At 43.0% G+C, this 15,544-nt stretch carries 13 protein-coding genes; 8 read left to right on the forward strand and 5 right to left on the reverse strand.

Translation table 11 applies throughout. The annotated features are described in order from the left end of the window. The first annotated feature begins 127 nt into the window (after positions 1 to 127). Positions 128 to 562: a thioesterase family protein gene (locus BM739_RS18020; RefSeq protein ID WP_076543032.1), complete on the forward strand. Its 435-nt coding sequence runs from the start codon at positions 128 to 130 to the stop codon at positions 560 to 562. Positions 563 to 577: 15 nt separating this feature from the next. Here the strand turns inward: BM739_RS18020 and BM739_RS18025 are convergent, their stop codons facing one another. Beyond that, complete coding sequence (locus BM739_RS18025; protein WP_139326910.1) at positions 578 to 2,071, reverse strand: bifunctional diguanylate cyclase/phosphodiesterase; 1,494 nt, start codon at positions 2,069 to 2,071, stop codon at positions 578 to 580. A gap of 82 nt (positions 2,072 to 2,153) precedes the next feature. Continuing rightward, complete coding sequence (locus BM739_RS18030) at positions 2,154 to 2,996, reverse strand: HDOD domain-containing protein (protein ID WP_076543033.1); 843 nt, start codon at positions 2,994 to 2,996, stop codon at positions 2,154 to 2,156. A 226-nt stretch (positions 2,997 to 3,222) separates the two neighbouring features. On the opposite strand from BM739_RS18030, the gene yegQ reads away from it, so the two are divergent. The 4 genes from yegQ to BM739_RS18050 all read left to right on the forward strand — a co-directional run bounded on the left by yegQ (position 3,223) and on the right by BM739_RS18050 (position 9,815). Then, the gene (gene yegQ / locus BM739_RS18035; RefSeq protein ID WP_076543034.1) at positions 3,223 to 4,611 is read left to right on the forward strand and encodes a tRNA 5-hydroxyuridine modification protein YegQ; all 1,389 of its coding nucleotides are present in this window, start codon (positions 3,223 to 3,225) and stop codon (positions 4,609 to 4,611) included. Positions 4,612 to 5,298: 687 nt separating this feature from the next. Beyond that, positions 5,299 to 6,972: an amidohydrolase family protein gene (locus tag BM739_RS18040; RefSeq protein ID WP_076543035.1), complete on the forward strand. Its 1,674-nt coding sequence runs from the start codon at positions 5,299 to 5,301 to the stop codon at positions 6,970 to 6,972. Between the two features lie 98 nt (positions 6,973 to 7,070). Further along, positions 7,071 to 8,054: a GTP-binding protein gene (locus tag BM739_RS18045; RefSeq protein WP_076543036.1), complete on the forward strand. Its 984-nt coding sequence runs from the start codon at positions 7,071 to 7,073 to the stop codon at positions 8,052 to 8,054. A gap of 102 nt (positions 8,055 to 8,156) precedes the next feature. After that, positions 8,157 to 9,815, forward strand: coding sequence for an amidohydrolase family protein (locus tag BM739_RS18050; protein ID WP_076543037.1), 1,659 nt, complete (start codon positions 8,157 to 8,159; stop codon positions 9,813 to 9,815). A gap of 92 nt (positions 9,816 to 9,907) precedes the next feature. Here the strand turns inward: BM739_RS18050 and BM739_RS18055 are convergent, their stop codons facing one another. After that, positions 9,908 to 11,086, reverse strand: a complete 1,179-nt coding sequence (locus BM739_RS18055) for a threonine/serine exporter family protein (protein WP_076543038.1) — start codon at positions 11,084 to 11,086, stop codon at positions 9,908 to 9,910. Positions 11,087 to 11,554: 468 nt separating this feature from the next. Here BM739_RS18055 and BM739_RS18060 point away from each other — a divergent pair, with 468 nt between their 5' ends. After that, a complete protein-coding gene (locus BM739_RS18060) occupies positions 11,555 to 11,806 on the forward strand; it encodes a YfhL family 4Fe-4S dicluster ferredoxin (RefSeq protein WP_055023738.1) in 252 nt (83 codons plus the stop codon). Positions 11,807 to 11,908: 102 nt separating this feature from the next. On the opposite strand, the gene BM739_RS18065 is transcribed toward BM739_RS18060, so the two are convergent. Then, positions 11,909 to 12,430 (reverse strand): SCP2 domain-containing protein, encoded by a 522-nt coding sequence (locus tag BM739_RS18065; protein ID WP_076543039.1) that lies wholly within the window; start codon positions 12,428 to 12,430, stop codon positions 11,909 to 11,911. Positions 12,431 to 12,566: 136 nt separating this feature from the next. On the opposite strand from BM739_RS18065, the gene BM739_RS18070 reads away from it, so the two are divergent. Continuing rightward, positions 12,567 to 13,568, forward strand: coding sequence for a peptidase U32 family protein (locus tag BM739_RS18070; protein WP_076543040.1), 1,002 nt, complete (start codon positions 12,567 to 12,569; stop codon positions 13,566 to 13,568). A gap of 8 nt (positions 13,569 to 13,576) precedes the next feature. Beyond that, positions 13,577 to 14,473 (forward strand): U32 family peptidase, encoded by an 897-nt coding sequence (locus BM739_RS18075; RefSeq protein ID WP_076543053.1) that lies wholly within the window; start codon positions 13,577 to 13,579, stop codon positions 14,471 to 14,473. Positions 14,474 to 14,621: 148 nt separating this feature from the next. Here the strand turns inward: BM739_RS18075 and BM739_RS18080 are convergent, their stop codons facing one another. Further along, a complete protein-coding gene (locus tag BM739_RS18080) occupies positions 14,622 to 15,341 on the reverse strand; it encodes a DUF998 domain-containing protein (RefSeq protein WP_076543041.1) in 720 nt (239 codons plus the stop codon). Positions 15,342 to 15,544 lie beyond the last annotated feature (203 nt).

The following is a 15,544-nucleotide window of genomic DNA, read 5'->3' on the forward strand; positions in this document are numbered from 1 at the left end:
CATTGCAGGTCTGAGCAGTATGTAACTGAGGTATATCAACTGAAATAGTCTGTTTAAAATGGTTTAAATAGGTGACAATAACCATAGGTTTTACCTTAATACCCAAATTAGCCTAACTGAGTAGCGAATGAGCACAAAAACAATAGCATATAGCCCAAGGTTTCACTTTCCGGTGCAAATCTATTATGAAGACACCGACTTTTCAGGGGTTGTGTATCATCCTAACTTTTTAAAGTATTTCGAAAGAGCCAGAGAGCATGTGATTGGCGCCGATGTGCTAAATAGCTTATGGCAGCAACAACAATTGGGGTTTGCAGTGTATCGCACCGATATGCTCTGTCATGATGGGGTTGAATTTGCAGATATTATTGACGTTCGCACTCGATATTATTTTGAAAGTAAATATCGCACTGTGTGGCAACAGGAAATTTGGCGACCTAATGCTAACAAGCCAGCTGTGACAGCGACCATAGAAATGGTTTGCATGAATCAACAACGACAAATGGCGCCGATGCCAGTTGAGCTGATCGCACAGCTACAATCACAATTTGCTCAAGATTAGCTATTGAGCAAGAAGTTAACTCGCGCTAACCGGATAAGTTAACTGAGTTAAACATTGTTCTAACTCACTAGGCCGAAGGGGTTTACTAAAATAATCCCCTTGGATGGTGTTGGCGCCAAATCCAATCAAGGTATCAAATACCGCCTTGGTTTCTACGCCTTCAACCGTGACATTAAACCCTAAGCTACTGGCTAAATCGATGCTGGTTTTGACAATTTTGTTAGCCTGTAAATCACAATTAAAATCTTCCAAAAACGCTTTATCAATCTTTACCTCATCCACGGGAAGATGGCGCAAGTAAGCAAGAGAAGAGTGGCCAGTGCCAAAATCATCAATGGCGATGGAGACCCCGATGTCCCTAAGGGCATTTAGCGTTTCAATGGTGCTGTTCAAGTCAATCATCAAGGCGCTTTCAGTAATTTCTATAGTCAAGTTTTGCGCTGGCACTTTATATTGCAGCAACTTACTGCTTATGATGAGCGGAAGCTGTTTATTCTCTAAATCTTTGGTGGACAAATTCACTGCCACGTTGATATTTAAGCCTTTGTTAATCCATTTAACCTGTTGCTTTAACACTTCATCCAGCGCCCAATTGCTAACTAAATCGATAATGCCAGTATGCTCAGCTAATGGAATAAACTCCGAAGGAGAAATGTCACCTAGACCAGCATGTTTCCAACGAATAAGCGCTTCAACTTGATGACAAGCACCTGAGTTCATGTCCAATTTTGGTTGGTATACCATGTACAATTGATGCTGCTTTAAACCTTTAGGTAAGCTATTGATAATTAATAGCTCACGATACTGGGCTTTATCATCATCTTGATTATAAAAAGCAACAGAGCCACTGCTGCGCTTAGCTTTTTTAAGGGCTAAATCCAACCTTCTTAGCATTAAACTGACATCAGCATGGTGCTTATTTAACTCCAATACCCCCAGTTGAACTTTAATACTGATTGGCGTTTGTTCAATTTCAAATGAGCCTTGTAAGTGCTGCTTCATATCCTGTAAATCTTGGCTCAATAATGAATGAGGATAAAAAAGCAAAAACTCATTACCATTCATTCTCGATACAAAAGCAGGAGGCTTAGTTAAGCCTTTAATCCGCACCGTAAATGCTTGTAATAATTGATCGCCAAAGACAAAGCCAAATAAATCATTCACAAACCTAAACTGCTGAATATCAACCAAAATCAACATACCTTCGGTCGCTGGCATTTTGGCAAACATCTTGCGTTTAAAACCCACTCGATTGGACAGTCCTGTCAGTTTGTCACGATCAAGATTAATAGGATTATTTTTGTGTAGTTGATTTAGATTGCGAATAAGAGGTTTAAAAGCCCGAGGAGTATGTTTGAAACTTAACGGTAGCTTATTGGTACTATTGACATCAAGGGTTTGAGTTAACTCACTAATAAAGCGCCCTTGCTGAAAAAAGCCGCCCAGTAAAATACCGAGCAGCAAAATTAAGCCAATAAACACAATAATCATAATTTCAACAGTTAACACAACCGAGTGCCTCTATTTTCTTGCTTTATTAGCGTTAGCCTTATTAACGTTAACTCAATAGCCATCAGGCTTGAATTAATGCTTATTGATAGCTCTGTTTTATCGAGTGATAAACATCTAAAAACTCATCACTCTCTAAATCTTCAGGAGTAACCGGTAAGCCTCTTGTGGCAAATAATGCCAACCGCAGCTCAAGCTCGGGACCTGCTCTTAACTCACCTGAGTAATAGGCCGCTGAGCGAATAAAGTCCAAATACGTGACCTGCTCAGAGAGGTAATGCAGATCAGCCCAGCGCTCAACCACTTCCATCAGTTCTGGGGCAAAATCCCAAGTCTTTAAAATCGCCCGCCCTATAGGCCCTTGCATTTTACGCACAAGACCGCGTAATTGCTCAATACTGGTAAAGGTATCCGGCCTTGTTTCAGCTTCTGATAACACCGGCAGCGCGCCAATGTTATGTACTAAACCCGCTAAGGTTAATGTTTCAGCGTCTAGTTTTTTATTCGGATTACGCTTGTTATAAATGGCAAGTAATGCCCCTGCTGCTGCAGTCACTTCAATGGAGGTTTGCCACACTTCGTCCATCACCTCCCACACCATCTCATTGGTAGAGATAAACAATTGCTCTAAGGCAACGGAGGTAACAATGGTTTTAATCTGCACTAAGCCAATACGATTGACCGCGGCACTGATGTTTTCAGCCTTGTTACCACGGCTATATAATGCACTATTTGCCACCTTAATGATGCGCGCCGAAATCGCCGCATCTTGGCCAATAATATCACCCACCTGCTTTAAGCTGCTATTAGGGTTCGATACCACCTCTTGCACTCTCATGGCCACTTCTGGGAGCGTTGGCAGTACCAATGCATCATCTTTAAGCTTTTTCAGTAAACCCACTAGGAGTTGGTGTTCAGTCGTCATCAATTCAGCCCGTTGTATTATTATTATCGCCTTGTGAACAATTGTATCAGTTATGTGGCTTATTTGAATAAAGAAAAAGAACGACTATGGGGATTTTATTCCATTAAAGATGAGCAAATTTGACTGTAACCACAATCACAGAGGAAATATTTGCATTCAACAGCCATACTTCAGTAAAATGCCGCCCCCGCGCTGTGTGCGAGTTTTCATCAAATTGAGAGTTATTATGTTTAAACCAGAGCTATTGTCTCCAGCTGGAACCCTTAAAAATATGCGCTACGCATTTGCCTACGGTGCAGATGCTGTATATGCCGGTCAGCCTCGTTATAGCCTTCGAGTTCGTAATAATGACTTCAAAATGGAAAACCTCGCCATGGGGATCCAAGAAGCCCATTCGCTCAATAAAAAATTATATGTGGTCAGCAACATTGCCCCCCACAATGCCAAGCTAAAAACTTACATCCGTGATATGGAACCTGTTGTGGCGATGAAACCTGACGCCATTATCATGTCAGATCCTGGCCTTATCATGATGGTACGTGAAGCCTTTCCAGATCAAGTGGTGCATTTGTCTGTACAAGCCAACGCCATTAACTGGGCTTCGGTAAAGTTTTGGCAGCAACAAGGCATTAAACGAGTTATTTTATCTCGTGAATTATCGTTAGATGAAATTGAAGAAATTCGTCAGCAATGCCCTGATATTGAATTAGAAGTGTTTGTCCATGGCGCATTATGTATGGCTTACTCAGGCCGTTGCTTACTCTCTGGTTACATCAATAAGCGCGACCCTAACCAAGGCACTTGCACCAATGCTTGTCGTTGGAAGTACGATGTTCATGAAGCCAAGCAAACTGAAACCGGTGACATTATTGCAGTAAACCCACAAGGGCTTGTTGACCAGCATGGTGTGCAGTTAGAAACCCCGCCAACATTGGGCGCCGGTCAGCCATCAAGTGAAGTCGTGTTATTACAAGAACCCGGCCGCCCGGGTGAATATATGCCAGCTTATGAAGATGAGCATGGCACTTATATTATGAATTCAAAAGATTTACGTGCCATTCAACACGTTGAGCGTTTAACTAAAATGGGTGTCGACTCATTAAAAATTGAAGGCCGTACAAAATCTTTTTATTACGTAGCGAGAACCGCGCAGTTGTATCGTCAAGCCATTGAAGATGCCGTAGCAGGTAAAGATTTTGACCGCACCCTAATGCACAACCTTGAAGGTTTGGCGCATCGTGGTTATACCGAAGGCTTTTTACGTCGCCACGTTCATGACGAATATCAGAACTATGATTACGGCTACTCAATCAGTGATACCCAGCAATTTGTTGGTGAATTTACCGGTAAACGCAATGATGCCGGCGCGGCTGAAATCGACGTTAAGAACAAATTCTCTGTCGGTGACAGTGTTGAGTTAATGACCCCACAAGGCAATATCACCTTAACGATCTCAGAATTAGTTAATCGCAAAGGTGAGTCAGTAGAAGCCGGGCTAGGTTCAGGACACTTTGTGTTTTTAGCAGTGCCTGCAGAAGTCGAGCTGGATAAAGCGATTTTAATGCGCAATCTGCCTCAAGGGCAAGATAGCCGTAATCCACATCAAGCAATTTAAGCCCGTTAGCTAGACCTGCTGCATAAGTCTGTGTAACTGGGGTTATCCATTTTCAGCTGTTGCAGTTATTGCCTTTTAGGCCATAACTGTGACTGTTGTGAAAATGTTTACCCACCAATGCAATACAAGCCAGCTCTTTCGCTCAAACTTTATATTTCACTCAACTTCTACTTTTCAATCAACTTCTACCTTATCAATCAACTTCACTCAGCTTCAATCAACTTCAATCACCCACTCAACTCTGTCGCCTACTCAAGATCCAGCCTACTGCATATAAAAACTCATGAGCTATCATTTAGTCAGATATCACCTATCATTTATTATCGGCGAAGCTTGATCACAGTTTGAAGGGTTAGATCCTTCAAATATGAGTTCCTCTAATCTATGCTATTAATTAATATCAGTAATAAGTATTACAGCGGCAAACGTTTATCAATAACACAATATTAGTAACAAACTCAGAGCGATACGACTAACCACCGCAAGCAAAGCCGTTAACCTAAGCCCAGAGATATTTATAATTTACCCCCCCAAAAAAAAGCACACTTACACAACAAAAGTATCAAAGTGTGCTTTACATTAAACAAATTTAGAGCAAAGCTGTTTAAAGTTGCTTTTACGGTGCTTGCCGTTTCACCTGTTGCCAGTTTTTACTATTTTTATTGCATGAATAAATGAGGATAAAAAATGAAAGACGATACCAACCTAAATGATTTAACCGCTAACAATGTCGACCAGTCAAAACGTTCTACGCTAACTAAGCTTGCAGCGGGTGCTGTTGGTACTGCAGCGCTTCCATTTGCCTCAGTTTTGCAAGCCGCATCAGACAAACTCACTGAGCAGCAAATTAAGCTCATGGCCAATGAAAAGGGCCCATTTGATATTGTTATTGAAAATGGCCGGGTCATTGACCCTGAAACCAAATTAGATGCCATTCGTAACGTCGGCCTTAAAGGCAATCGTATTGCCGCTATTTCAACGGATAAATTACAAGGCAAAAAAGTCATTGATGCCACAGGCTTAGTGGTTGCGCCGGGCTTTATTGATCTCCACGCCCATGGCCAGCAATTGCCAGCCGCCCGTGCTCAAGCATTCGATGGTGTGACGACCGCACTTGAAATGGAGTCAGGCCTGTTACCTATTGCCAAGTTTTATGATGACTGCGCTCAAGAAGGTCGCCCGATTAACTATGGCGCCTCAGTTGCATGGACATACGCCCGCGTTATGGCAAAAGAGCCAGATGTTGCCCCTGCCGATGGCACCATTATTTGGTTCCAAAAAGCGTTTTCTTTAACTAACTGGCAAAATACCTTAGCCACAGATGACGAATTAAAGCAGATTTTGTCTTCAGTTGAACAAGGCCTTAAAGAAGGCGGGTTAGGGATTGGTATTAACGCCGGTTACGCCCCAGGTTATGGCCACAAAGAAAATTTCCAACTGGCAAAATTAGCCAAACGTTATGAAGTGCCGACTTATACTCACGTGCGCTATCTAAATAGCGCCGAACCTCAATCAAGTTTTGAAGCTTATCAAGAATTGCTTAGTCTAGCTGCCACCACTGGTGCGCACATGCATATCTGTCACCTTAACAGCACCTCAGTACAAGACATTGAAGACTGCGCTGATTTAATTCAATCAGCAATTGATCGCGGCCTACCGGTTACCACTGAGGCTTACCCCTATGGCGCAGGATCTTCAGCAGTTGGAGCGGAAGTTTTCCGAGGTGATGATTGGCTGCAACGCTGGGGTGTACCAAGTGCCAGCTATATGGAAGCCAACGGTAAAGCCCTTACCCAAGAAAAAATCACCGAATTACAAGCCACAGCGCCCGGCACTGTAGTGGTAATGCACTTCTTAAAACCTGACGAAAGTAAAGATGATCGCCATAAAATGGATCGCTCAGTACTATTCCCAGGTGCAGCTATCGCTTCGGATGCTATGCCTTGGCTCAACAGCAAAGGCGAGTTAATTCAAGGTGACGTATGGCCACTGCCAGCTGATGCATTTGCCCATCCGCGCTCACTTTGCTGCTTTTCAAGGTTCGTCAATAAATACGTTAATGAGTATAAAGCCATTTCTTTGCTTGAAGCGATGGAGCGTACCAGCTTAAATGCTTGTCGCATTATTGAAGATGCTGTGCCTATGATGAAAAACAAAGGCCGAGTTCAAGTGGGCAAAGACGCTGATTTGGCTATTTTCAAGCTTGATGAAGTAAAAGATACCGCGACCTTTACCCAACCAAACCAGCTTGCGGCAGGAATGAAGTATCTGTTGGTAAATGGCTCACCTCTGATTGAAAACGGCGAGTTACACCTTGATGCAATGCCGGGACAACCGGTTCGCCGTCAAGTTACTGCATAAAAGCACTCCTTAAAAAGGCTAGCCAGTCTATATTCTCATAGCGCTAGCCTTTTTCTTTGCTTCGATTGATTTAATTTTCCAATAATAAGAGAGCAGTTATGAGTAAAAAACCTATTCCAGTCACCATCTTAGCGGGTTTTTTAGGCGCAGGAAAAACCACCCTGTTAAACCATATCTTAACCAATGCTAATGGCATGCGTATGGCCGTGATCGTGAATGATTTTGGCTCCATTAATGTCGACGCAGAGCTAGTTAAATCCCAAAGCGAAAACATGATTAGCCTCGAAAATGGCTGTGTGTGTTGTAACCTTGCTGAAGGTTTAGTGGTATCAGTGATGCGCCTACTGGCACTTGAAGAGCGCCCAGATCATATTATTGTGGAAACCTCAGGTATTGCCGAACCTAAAGAAGTGGCGCTGCAATTTGAAGATCCTGAGCTACAAGCCCACGCACCATTGAACGCAATTATCACCACTATCGATGCTGAAAATATTTTAAGTTTAGAAGGTTCAATGGCCAACTTGTCTGAACAACAAATACAAGTCGCCGATATCGTATTAGTCAATAAAGTTGATTTAGTTGACACTGATAAGCTAGAACAAGTCAAAGCATGGTGCCAAACCCAAGCCCCTTTTGCCAAACTGGTTGAAATGGAGTTTGGAAAAGTTGCATTACCGATTTTATTTGATGTACCTGAGCGGTTAGTAAAACTTAGCCATGAGCATGCTTGTCAGCACCAAGGTACCGACCATGACCACAGCCAATGCAGCCACCATGACCATGTAAACCACAGCTTTGATACTTTTAGCTTCGAAACCGACAAGCCGCTGTCTTTGCAAAGTCTTTATCCGCTATTACAGCAGTTTTCCGTCGATGCCTACCGCATGAAAGGTATTTTGAATTTATCCGATCGACCTGATCATCGCTGCATATTTCAATGTACCGGCCAACGCGCCAATGTCACTGTTGGCGAGCCGTGGGAACACGATGAAGCAAGAGCAACCCGTTTAGTCTTTATTGCCCCCAAAGGCGGTATGGACGAAAGTATAATGCGTGAAAAGTTAGCCAGCTTAGTGGTTTAAATATAAATCGACTATGCTGTAAACAGACCCTAAAAGCAGTGAATAACAAGCCGTTTATTCATTGTGTTATAGCCAAGGATACTGGCGCGTAAGGAGTAAATGATGTCCGAGTTAAATCAAGATGACAAATTAACCGCTGAAGTTGATCAAACCAAACGCGATACCATGAAAAAGCTAGCCATTGGTGCAGCAGCGATGACACTTTCATCGACTGCCGTAGCTGAAGCTAACAAGGCCGCCAAAAAGCCACAGTTAATGCCAAATCAAACCGGCCCGTTTGATGTGGTGATTAGCAATGGTCGTGTAATTGATGCCGAAACCGGTTTAGATGCGGTGCGTAATGTCGGCATTAAAGACGACAAAATTGCCGCAATTTCCACAGAAAAGCTCACAGGTAAAAAAGTCATTGATGCCAGCGGACTTGTAGTTGCCCCAGGCTTTATCGATCTTCACGCCCATGGACAACAATTACCCGCAGCCAGAGCTCAAGCCTTTGATGGCGTCACTACCGCCCTTGAATTGGAATCAGGTCTATTACCCATTGGTAAGTATTATGATGACACCGCTAAAGAAGGTCGCCCAATAAACTACGGCGCCTCAGTGGCTTGGACCTATGCACGCATTATGGCAATTGAAAGTGAAATGCCCCCTGCTGATGGCACCATTACTTGGTTCCAAAAAGCCTTTAGTTTAAAAAATTGGCAAAATGATATCGCCACTGATGTAGAGCTCAACACCATTTTGTCTGGTGTTGAACAAGGCTTGAAAGAAGGCGGTTTAGGGATTGGTATTAATGGTGGCTATGCGCCAGGTTATGGCCATAAAGAGTATTACGGCTTAGCTAAACTGGCAAAAAGTTTTGATGTGCCCACCTACACCCATGTGCGTTATGCCAACGGCATGGAGCCCAAATCAAGCTTTGAAGCCTATCAAGAGTTAATCAGTTTAGCCGCCACCACTGGTGCGCATATGCATATTTGTCACCTTAATAGTACTTCAGTGCGAGATATTGATGATTGCGCCGACCTAGTACAAGAAGCTGTTGATTCTGGTTTGCCGATTACCACTGAAGCTTATCCCTATGGCGCAGGCTCAACCCCAGTAGGCGCCGCTCTATTTGCTGGCCCAGAATGGATTGACCGCTTTGGTGTTCCCGATGCAAGTTACATGGAAGCCAATGGCGTGCCCATGACCCAAACCAAAATCGATGAACTACGAAAAACCAATCCGGGTGAAGTGATCGTTATTCACTTCTTAAAACCTGACGACAGTAAAGAAGACTTACGCATGATGAAGCGTTCGGTGTTGTTTCCTGATGCCGCTATTGCCTCTGATGCCATGCCGTGGATGGACAGCAAAGGTAAATTGATTGAAGGTGATGTATGGCCATTACCTAGCGATGCTTTTGCTCACCCCCGCTCAGTAGGGTGTTTTGCCCGCTTTGTAAATAAATACGTCGTTGAGTATAAAGAAGTCAATTTAGTCGAGGCAATGAAGCGTACCAGCTTAAATGCTTGTCATATCATCGAAGATGCTGTGCCGCAAATGCGTAACAAAGGCCGTATGCAAGTGGGTAAAGATGCCGACATAGTGGTATTTAATCTCAATAGCTTTAAAGATATGGCCTCATTTACTGAGCCCAATAAGCTATCAGTGGGTATGCAGCATGTGTTAGTCAATGGCCAATCGATTATTGAGCAAGGGCAACTGCTTATGGATGCTAAGCCTGGCAGAGCAATTCGCCGCGACGTCACAGCCTAATCGATAATCAAAAAATGTCGATAAAACATGACAACTAAAAAGCGCCGTTAGGCGCTTTTTTCATGTGTTTAGTTTTTCTTAATTGATATCGATTACTTGCGTTTATGGTTAAACAAAAAGCGGTCATTGAAAATGGAATAAACCATGATCTGCCCTGCCATAATCGAACAAAACATCAATAATGCTGACATGCCAATACTGGGAATAGGCAATATTGCAGTGGCAAAGAATGATTCACTGGCGCCAACGATGATCCGGCTTCCTGGCACTAAAATGATCACCCCTTGGATGATATACACTAACGCAGGCACTTTACGTGCTTTACCGGCTAACAGCCCATAAAGAGTGATAATCATGGTGCTAATCCAAGTGCCGATAACCCAATCAGAGGTAAACCAATGTGGCCCCCACATGCCAACTGCAGCAGCGGGCAGGCCAATAATAATATCTTGCCAACTGGCATTGAAAATCAGTCCAATCGCAACCGATATGCCAATTAACGCCAGAATATGCAAACCTAAAGGGATTTCATTAATAAATGGCGCAGCGGCTACATGACCCACAAGCAAGCTTGATAAGCCTAAGCCCATCACCACGCCAATGAATATTTTTATCACCACCAAACTACTTTGGGCCAATAACTCTATGCCTGAGCGAAAGTCATTTAAGGCAAGACTGGCTAAACCATTGGTGACAGTGAGACCTGGGATAAACAGTACAATGGATGAGATACATAAAGCTAACACCGGTAACTCAGGAAATTGAGCGGCCAATATCCCCACCACAAAACTGGCAATAAACGCCACAATGAACTCAACCAGTATTGCTCGCTGCCCGGTGCACATTAGTTGGGCTAACCAGGCGATTAACCCTAAAAAAACCGAAATCATTGCCGCAAGATACGTGCTCCCCACCAGCATCAAATAGCAAGGCGGCAGTAATAGGTTGGCAATCCCTAAGGTCAAATTCGAGTAACTCGGCACCCCTTGATACTTTTCTTTTGAGTGTATTGCCTTTAGGGTTGCCACTAAATTGCGTAAATTGACTGACGGTGGATTTTTAGTTTGCATCACCATTTTCTGAGTGGGTTGCTCGAAAATGGTCACAATTTTAGTTGGGGTAACATCAATGGCGATATCTATCTGCTGATGAGCCACATAAGACTGGGTATATTTCGCCACTGAGTATGGCGCGCACCCTGATTGATGTAATCGATCTGAAAATGATAAAACATCATCATACTGTTGCTGGGTTGGGCTTTTATCTTCCATTTTTTATTCTCGATAAGTCAGCAAAAAGTGGTTCTGAGGGCTTAGTTAAATCATAGTAGCTAAATTATAATTTCTACATATTAGTCGCGAACTCATTCACTTCATAATCTGAAATAGAGGGTCAACCCCTTCAAAAATGAATCCTTTCATTGAATTAATCGTGGTCGCGATAATCTCCACTGCAAAACTTGAGCTAGACGGTGAATTTCTCGCTTAACCCTAGGCGGGCTATCTCTGTGTGATATAATCAACGATTGAAAGATTTATAGCGTGTTAAAAATGCAATAGATCAGCGCAGTCATTCAACGCTTATTAAGTCTTTGCGTTCATTTAGGTCATTCTTCATGGTTAAGTACATGAAAATCTATTTGATGAATCATTGAAAGTCGGGACCGGGTAATTTTTACCATTATATGGAATATACATAAGCAATTGTTACAAATGAATTTTATAAGGTATATCAACTAAATGGCATTACTAATCGACGATAGCTGCATTAACTGCGACATGTGTGAGCCTGAGTGCCCTAATGAGGCTATCACCATGGGTGAAGAGATCTATGAAATTGATCCTGCGCTATGTACCGAGTGTGTTGGTCATTATGCAAAGCCGACCTGTGTGTCAGTTTGCCCAATTGATTGCATTGATCCTGATCCCAGCCACGCAGAAACCCCAGCTGAGCTGCAGTATAAATATGAAGTCATTACAGGTAAGGTTTAACCCTTAAACTAAATGACAAAAAAGGCGCTAATGAGCGCCTTTTTTGATGTTGATATTCATGCCATGTCTAACGCTCATCATCTGAGCCAATATGACTGAATATTACGCCGTGGCCGCGGCCTGCTCATTAGCATAGCCTTGTAACGTTTGTAGGGTAATGGCTAACTTTTCAATGCTAAGTTTTACCGCTGTTGGTAACGTATCAAGCTCAATACCGAGCAATAAGTTTTTCACTTCAAGCCCTAACTCGGTATCACCTTCAATACGCAGCTTACGTTGAAAAAATAACGTGTCAGGATCTTCTTTGGCCGCAGCAACCAGTAATAACTCAGGCACATTGGCAGTAAAAGTCACATCCGCTTGCGTCAAAGGACGTAATAGTAACTTCTGATCATAACTAATTTCAAAATGCAGCGCGATGTCTTGCACACAAATCGCTACCCACTTACCTTGCAGAAAATCTAACTCACCAAATTTAATTTGCTCACTTAACGACAGTGACAACATTTTTGCCAGAAGATCCAACTTCACCTTTTCAGGGACAACAGCAAGAGACTGAGTGGCGACTTTAGGGGCGATATTAAGCAAGTTTTTAGCAACCTTTCCAGAAAAACCGAAAGACATTCATACTCCTACACTGACAAGATTCCAATTTAAGCTAGTTTACTCACATTTTATCAATTGAAACCTGTTTCAAATCAAATCATGTGATGTCATTCAACTTTACACTCACTTTCAATCGAAATTTGAGAGAGAGAATATGGAACTCTTGTGCCCTGCAGGAAATTTAGCCTCATTAAAAGCCGCTTTTAGAGCGGGCGCTGACGCCGTTTATCTAGGTTTAAAAGATGATACTAATGCCCGTTCATTTGCAGGTTTAAACTTCACCCCAGAACAACTAAAACAAGCCACCAAGCTTGCCCATGCCCAAGGCAGAAAAGTATTTTTAACCTTAAATACTTATCCAAAACCTGGGGAAGAAACCCGCTGGTACCAGGCGATTGATTTAGCCGCCCAGCTGCAAATGGATGCACTTATTACCGCAGATATATCCCTGCTTCATTATGCCAGCAGCCGTTATCCGCATTTGCCATTGCACCTTTCAGTGCAAGCGTCGGCGACTAATCAAGCCGCACTCGATTTTTATCAGCAAAACTTTAATATTGAACGCGCGGTATTACCGAGAGTGTTATCAATGAAGCAAGTGCGTGACCTAGCCAAATGCAGCTCGGTAGAGTTAGAAGTGTTTGCCTTTGGTAGCTTGTGCATTATGGCTGAAGGACGCTGTCATTTATCGTCTTATGTCACTGGCCAATCACCCAATACAGGCGGCTCTTGTTCGCCAGCGAAAGATGTGAGATGGCAAGAGCAAGGCAACCAATGCCTTACAAGGCTAAATGACGTGCTGATTGATACTACAGGTATTGACCAACAACTTGGCTACCCCGTGGTTTGTAAAGGCCGCTATATTGCTGAAGCGGATAGCAAAGCCGATTACCTGTTAGAGTCCCCCACCAGCTTAAATACCTTAAGCCTATTACCTCAACTTGCCCAAGCTGGGATTAAATCGCTAAAGATAGAAGGTCGTCAACGCAGCCCTGCATATGTAGAGCAAGTCACCCGGGTTTGGCGAGAAGCGATTGATAGCTATCACAACAATCCTAGCGCCTTTAAAGAGCAAGCCAGATGGAATCATACCTTAGCTAAGGTATCTGAAGGACAAGTCACCACATTAGGAGCGTACGAGCGGCAATGGCAGTAAATAACAATATGAAAATCTCACTGGGCGCCATTAGCTATTGCTGGGACAAAGACACCACGGAACAATTTTATGACAAGGCAGCGCAAAGCCAAGTTGATACTATTTATTTAGGTGAAACCGTTTGCAGCAGACGCCGGTTAATGAAATTTAAAGATTACTTCGCCATCGCCACTATGCTCAAGCAATCGGGTAAAAATGTGGTGCTTTCAACCATGGCATTAATCGAGGCACAATCTGAGCTCGGCGAACTTAAAAAGTATATCGATAATGGCGAATTAATCATTGAAGCCAATGATATGGCTGGCGTGCAATTAGCCTCTGAGGCCAAACTGCCGTTCATTTGTGGCCCAACCATTAATAACTACAATCGAGCCAGCTTAGATATTTTGCATAAAATGGGCATGCAACGCTTTGTCATGCCATTTGAGTTATCAAAGTCATGGCTTGAAACCGTGATTGGTGAGGGCGAAAACACGCCGCAATTTGAAGTGGAAGTCATGGGCCATGGTTATATGCCACTGGCACATTCAGCGCGCTGCTTTACTGCCAAGCACTTTAATTTGAGTAAAGACAATTGTGAGACCATTTGTCAGCAACACCCCAAGGGAATTTTGGTGCAAACCCAAGAGCATCAGGATTTACTGAGACTCAACGGCATCCAAACTCAATCGGCTTCATTTGTTGATTTAACCGCTGAAATGATGCAAATGCAGCAAATGGGAGTGAACTACTTTAGAGTATCACCGAGCCAATTAGCCTGTATTGAGCTTGCAGATGAACTCACAAAGCGCTTAGCAAGCAGTGCTGAGACTCAAGATGATATTGCGATGAAAACTCGCGAGTTTGATCATAGCCAATCCTGTAACGGCTACTGGTTCGGTAGCGCCGGGTTACAACATATCTAGTCAGTTGCTGAGTTTTGAGGCTAATGCAAGGCAGTGAATAAATAACGCTGTAAGCTTTAGCCTCTTTTCTTACAAGGCTCTTATAACAAGTCTCCTACTTACAGGGCGCTTACTGATAAGTATCCTACTGACCAGTATTGCCCAAGAGTCACACCTTTGGCTTATCAGCTTTACTTTGCCCCTGAGGCAGAAAATAGCAGCGACAAATGCTCAAAACCCACAACCATGTAGTTATAATGCTTAGCCAAAATAAGATGGATAACCACCAAGTTTGCGGTTTAGGAGACTGCGACACAATGGCTTGAAATAGTAGCCCTTCAGAGAATGGGTTCTCACCTAAACTCCCGCCCCAATATGGCCAAGTTAAAATAGCGCCGTGGATCACCGCCATTAAACCAGCAAACACCAATGGCAGCATATATTGGGCTTGACGCATAATGACACCGTTTACCAAACCCAGTAATGCACTGATTAAGCCAAAATAAATAAAAATAGACACGGCTCGAATATGTAAGTGATAAACATTGAGGGGAAACAGCCCTGTGGCAGCAAGGGCAAGAAAAGTCACGATAAGAGCCAGCCAAAATAACCGACCAGTAATGGTACGGTTTATTTGTAGGCCAAATAAAGCACTCATCGTCAGACTTAAGCTACCAAAAAATAGCCCGCCGTTAATCAATAAGGCAGAAGATGAGCGGTTATAAGTCCCCAGCTCACTGATTGAAAATTGCAGTAAACTATACTTATCGCCATGCTGCATATGCTCAATAATCACAGATGAGCCAATCCCCATAAAAAGCCCCAACAGGCCTAATAAACCAAACAGGTAAGCTAATCGAGCAATTTTTTCGTTTTTACTTATTATCACTGCGTATCTTGTTCCTTGTAAATTCGGCTCTATCATACTTAATCGACATTGATAAAAACGCTATCGACATCTAATGTTTACAATTCAGTCAATTACCTCACCATTGAAAAACACAGCACCACAACAATCCAACAACTAGCCACCCATACATTGTAATAACAATAAACCGCACTAACAACAACAATATAACATATTGATTACAA

The sequence above is a fragment of the Shewanella sp. UCD-KL21 genome (genome assembly GCF_001957135.1).
In the GTDB taxonomy this organism is placed as follows: Bacteria; Pseudomonadota; Gammaproteobacteria; order Enterobacterales; family Shewanellaceae; genus Shewanella.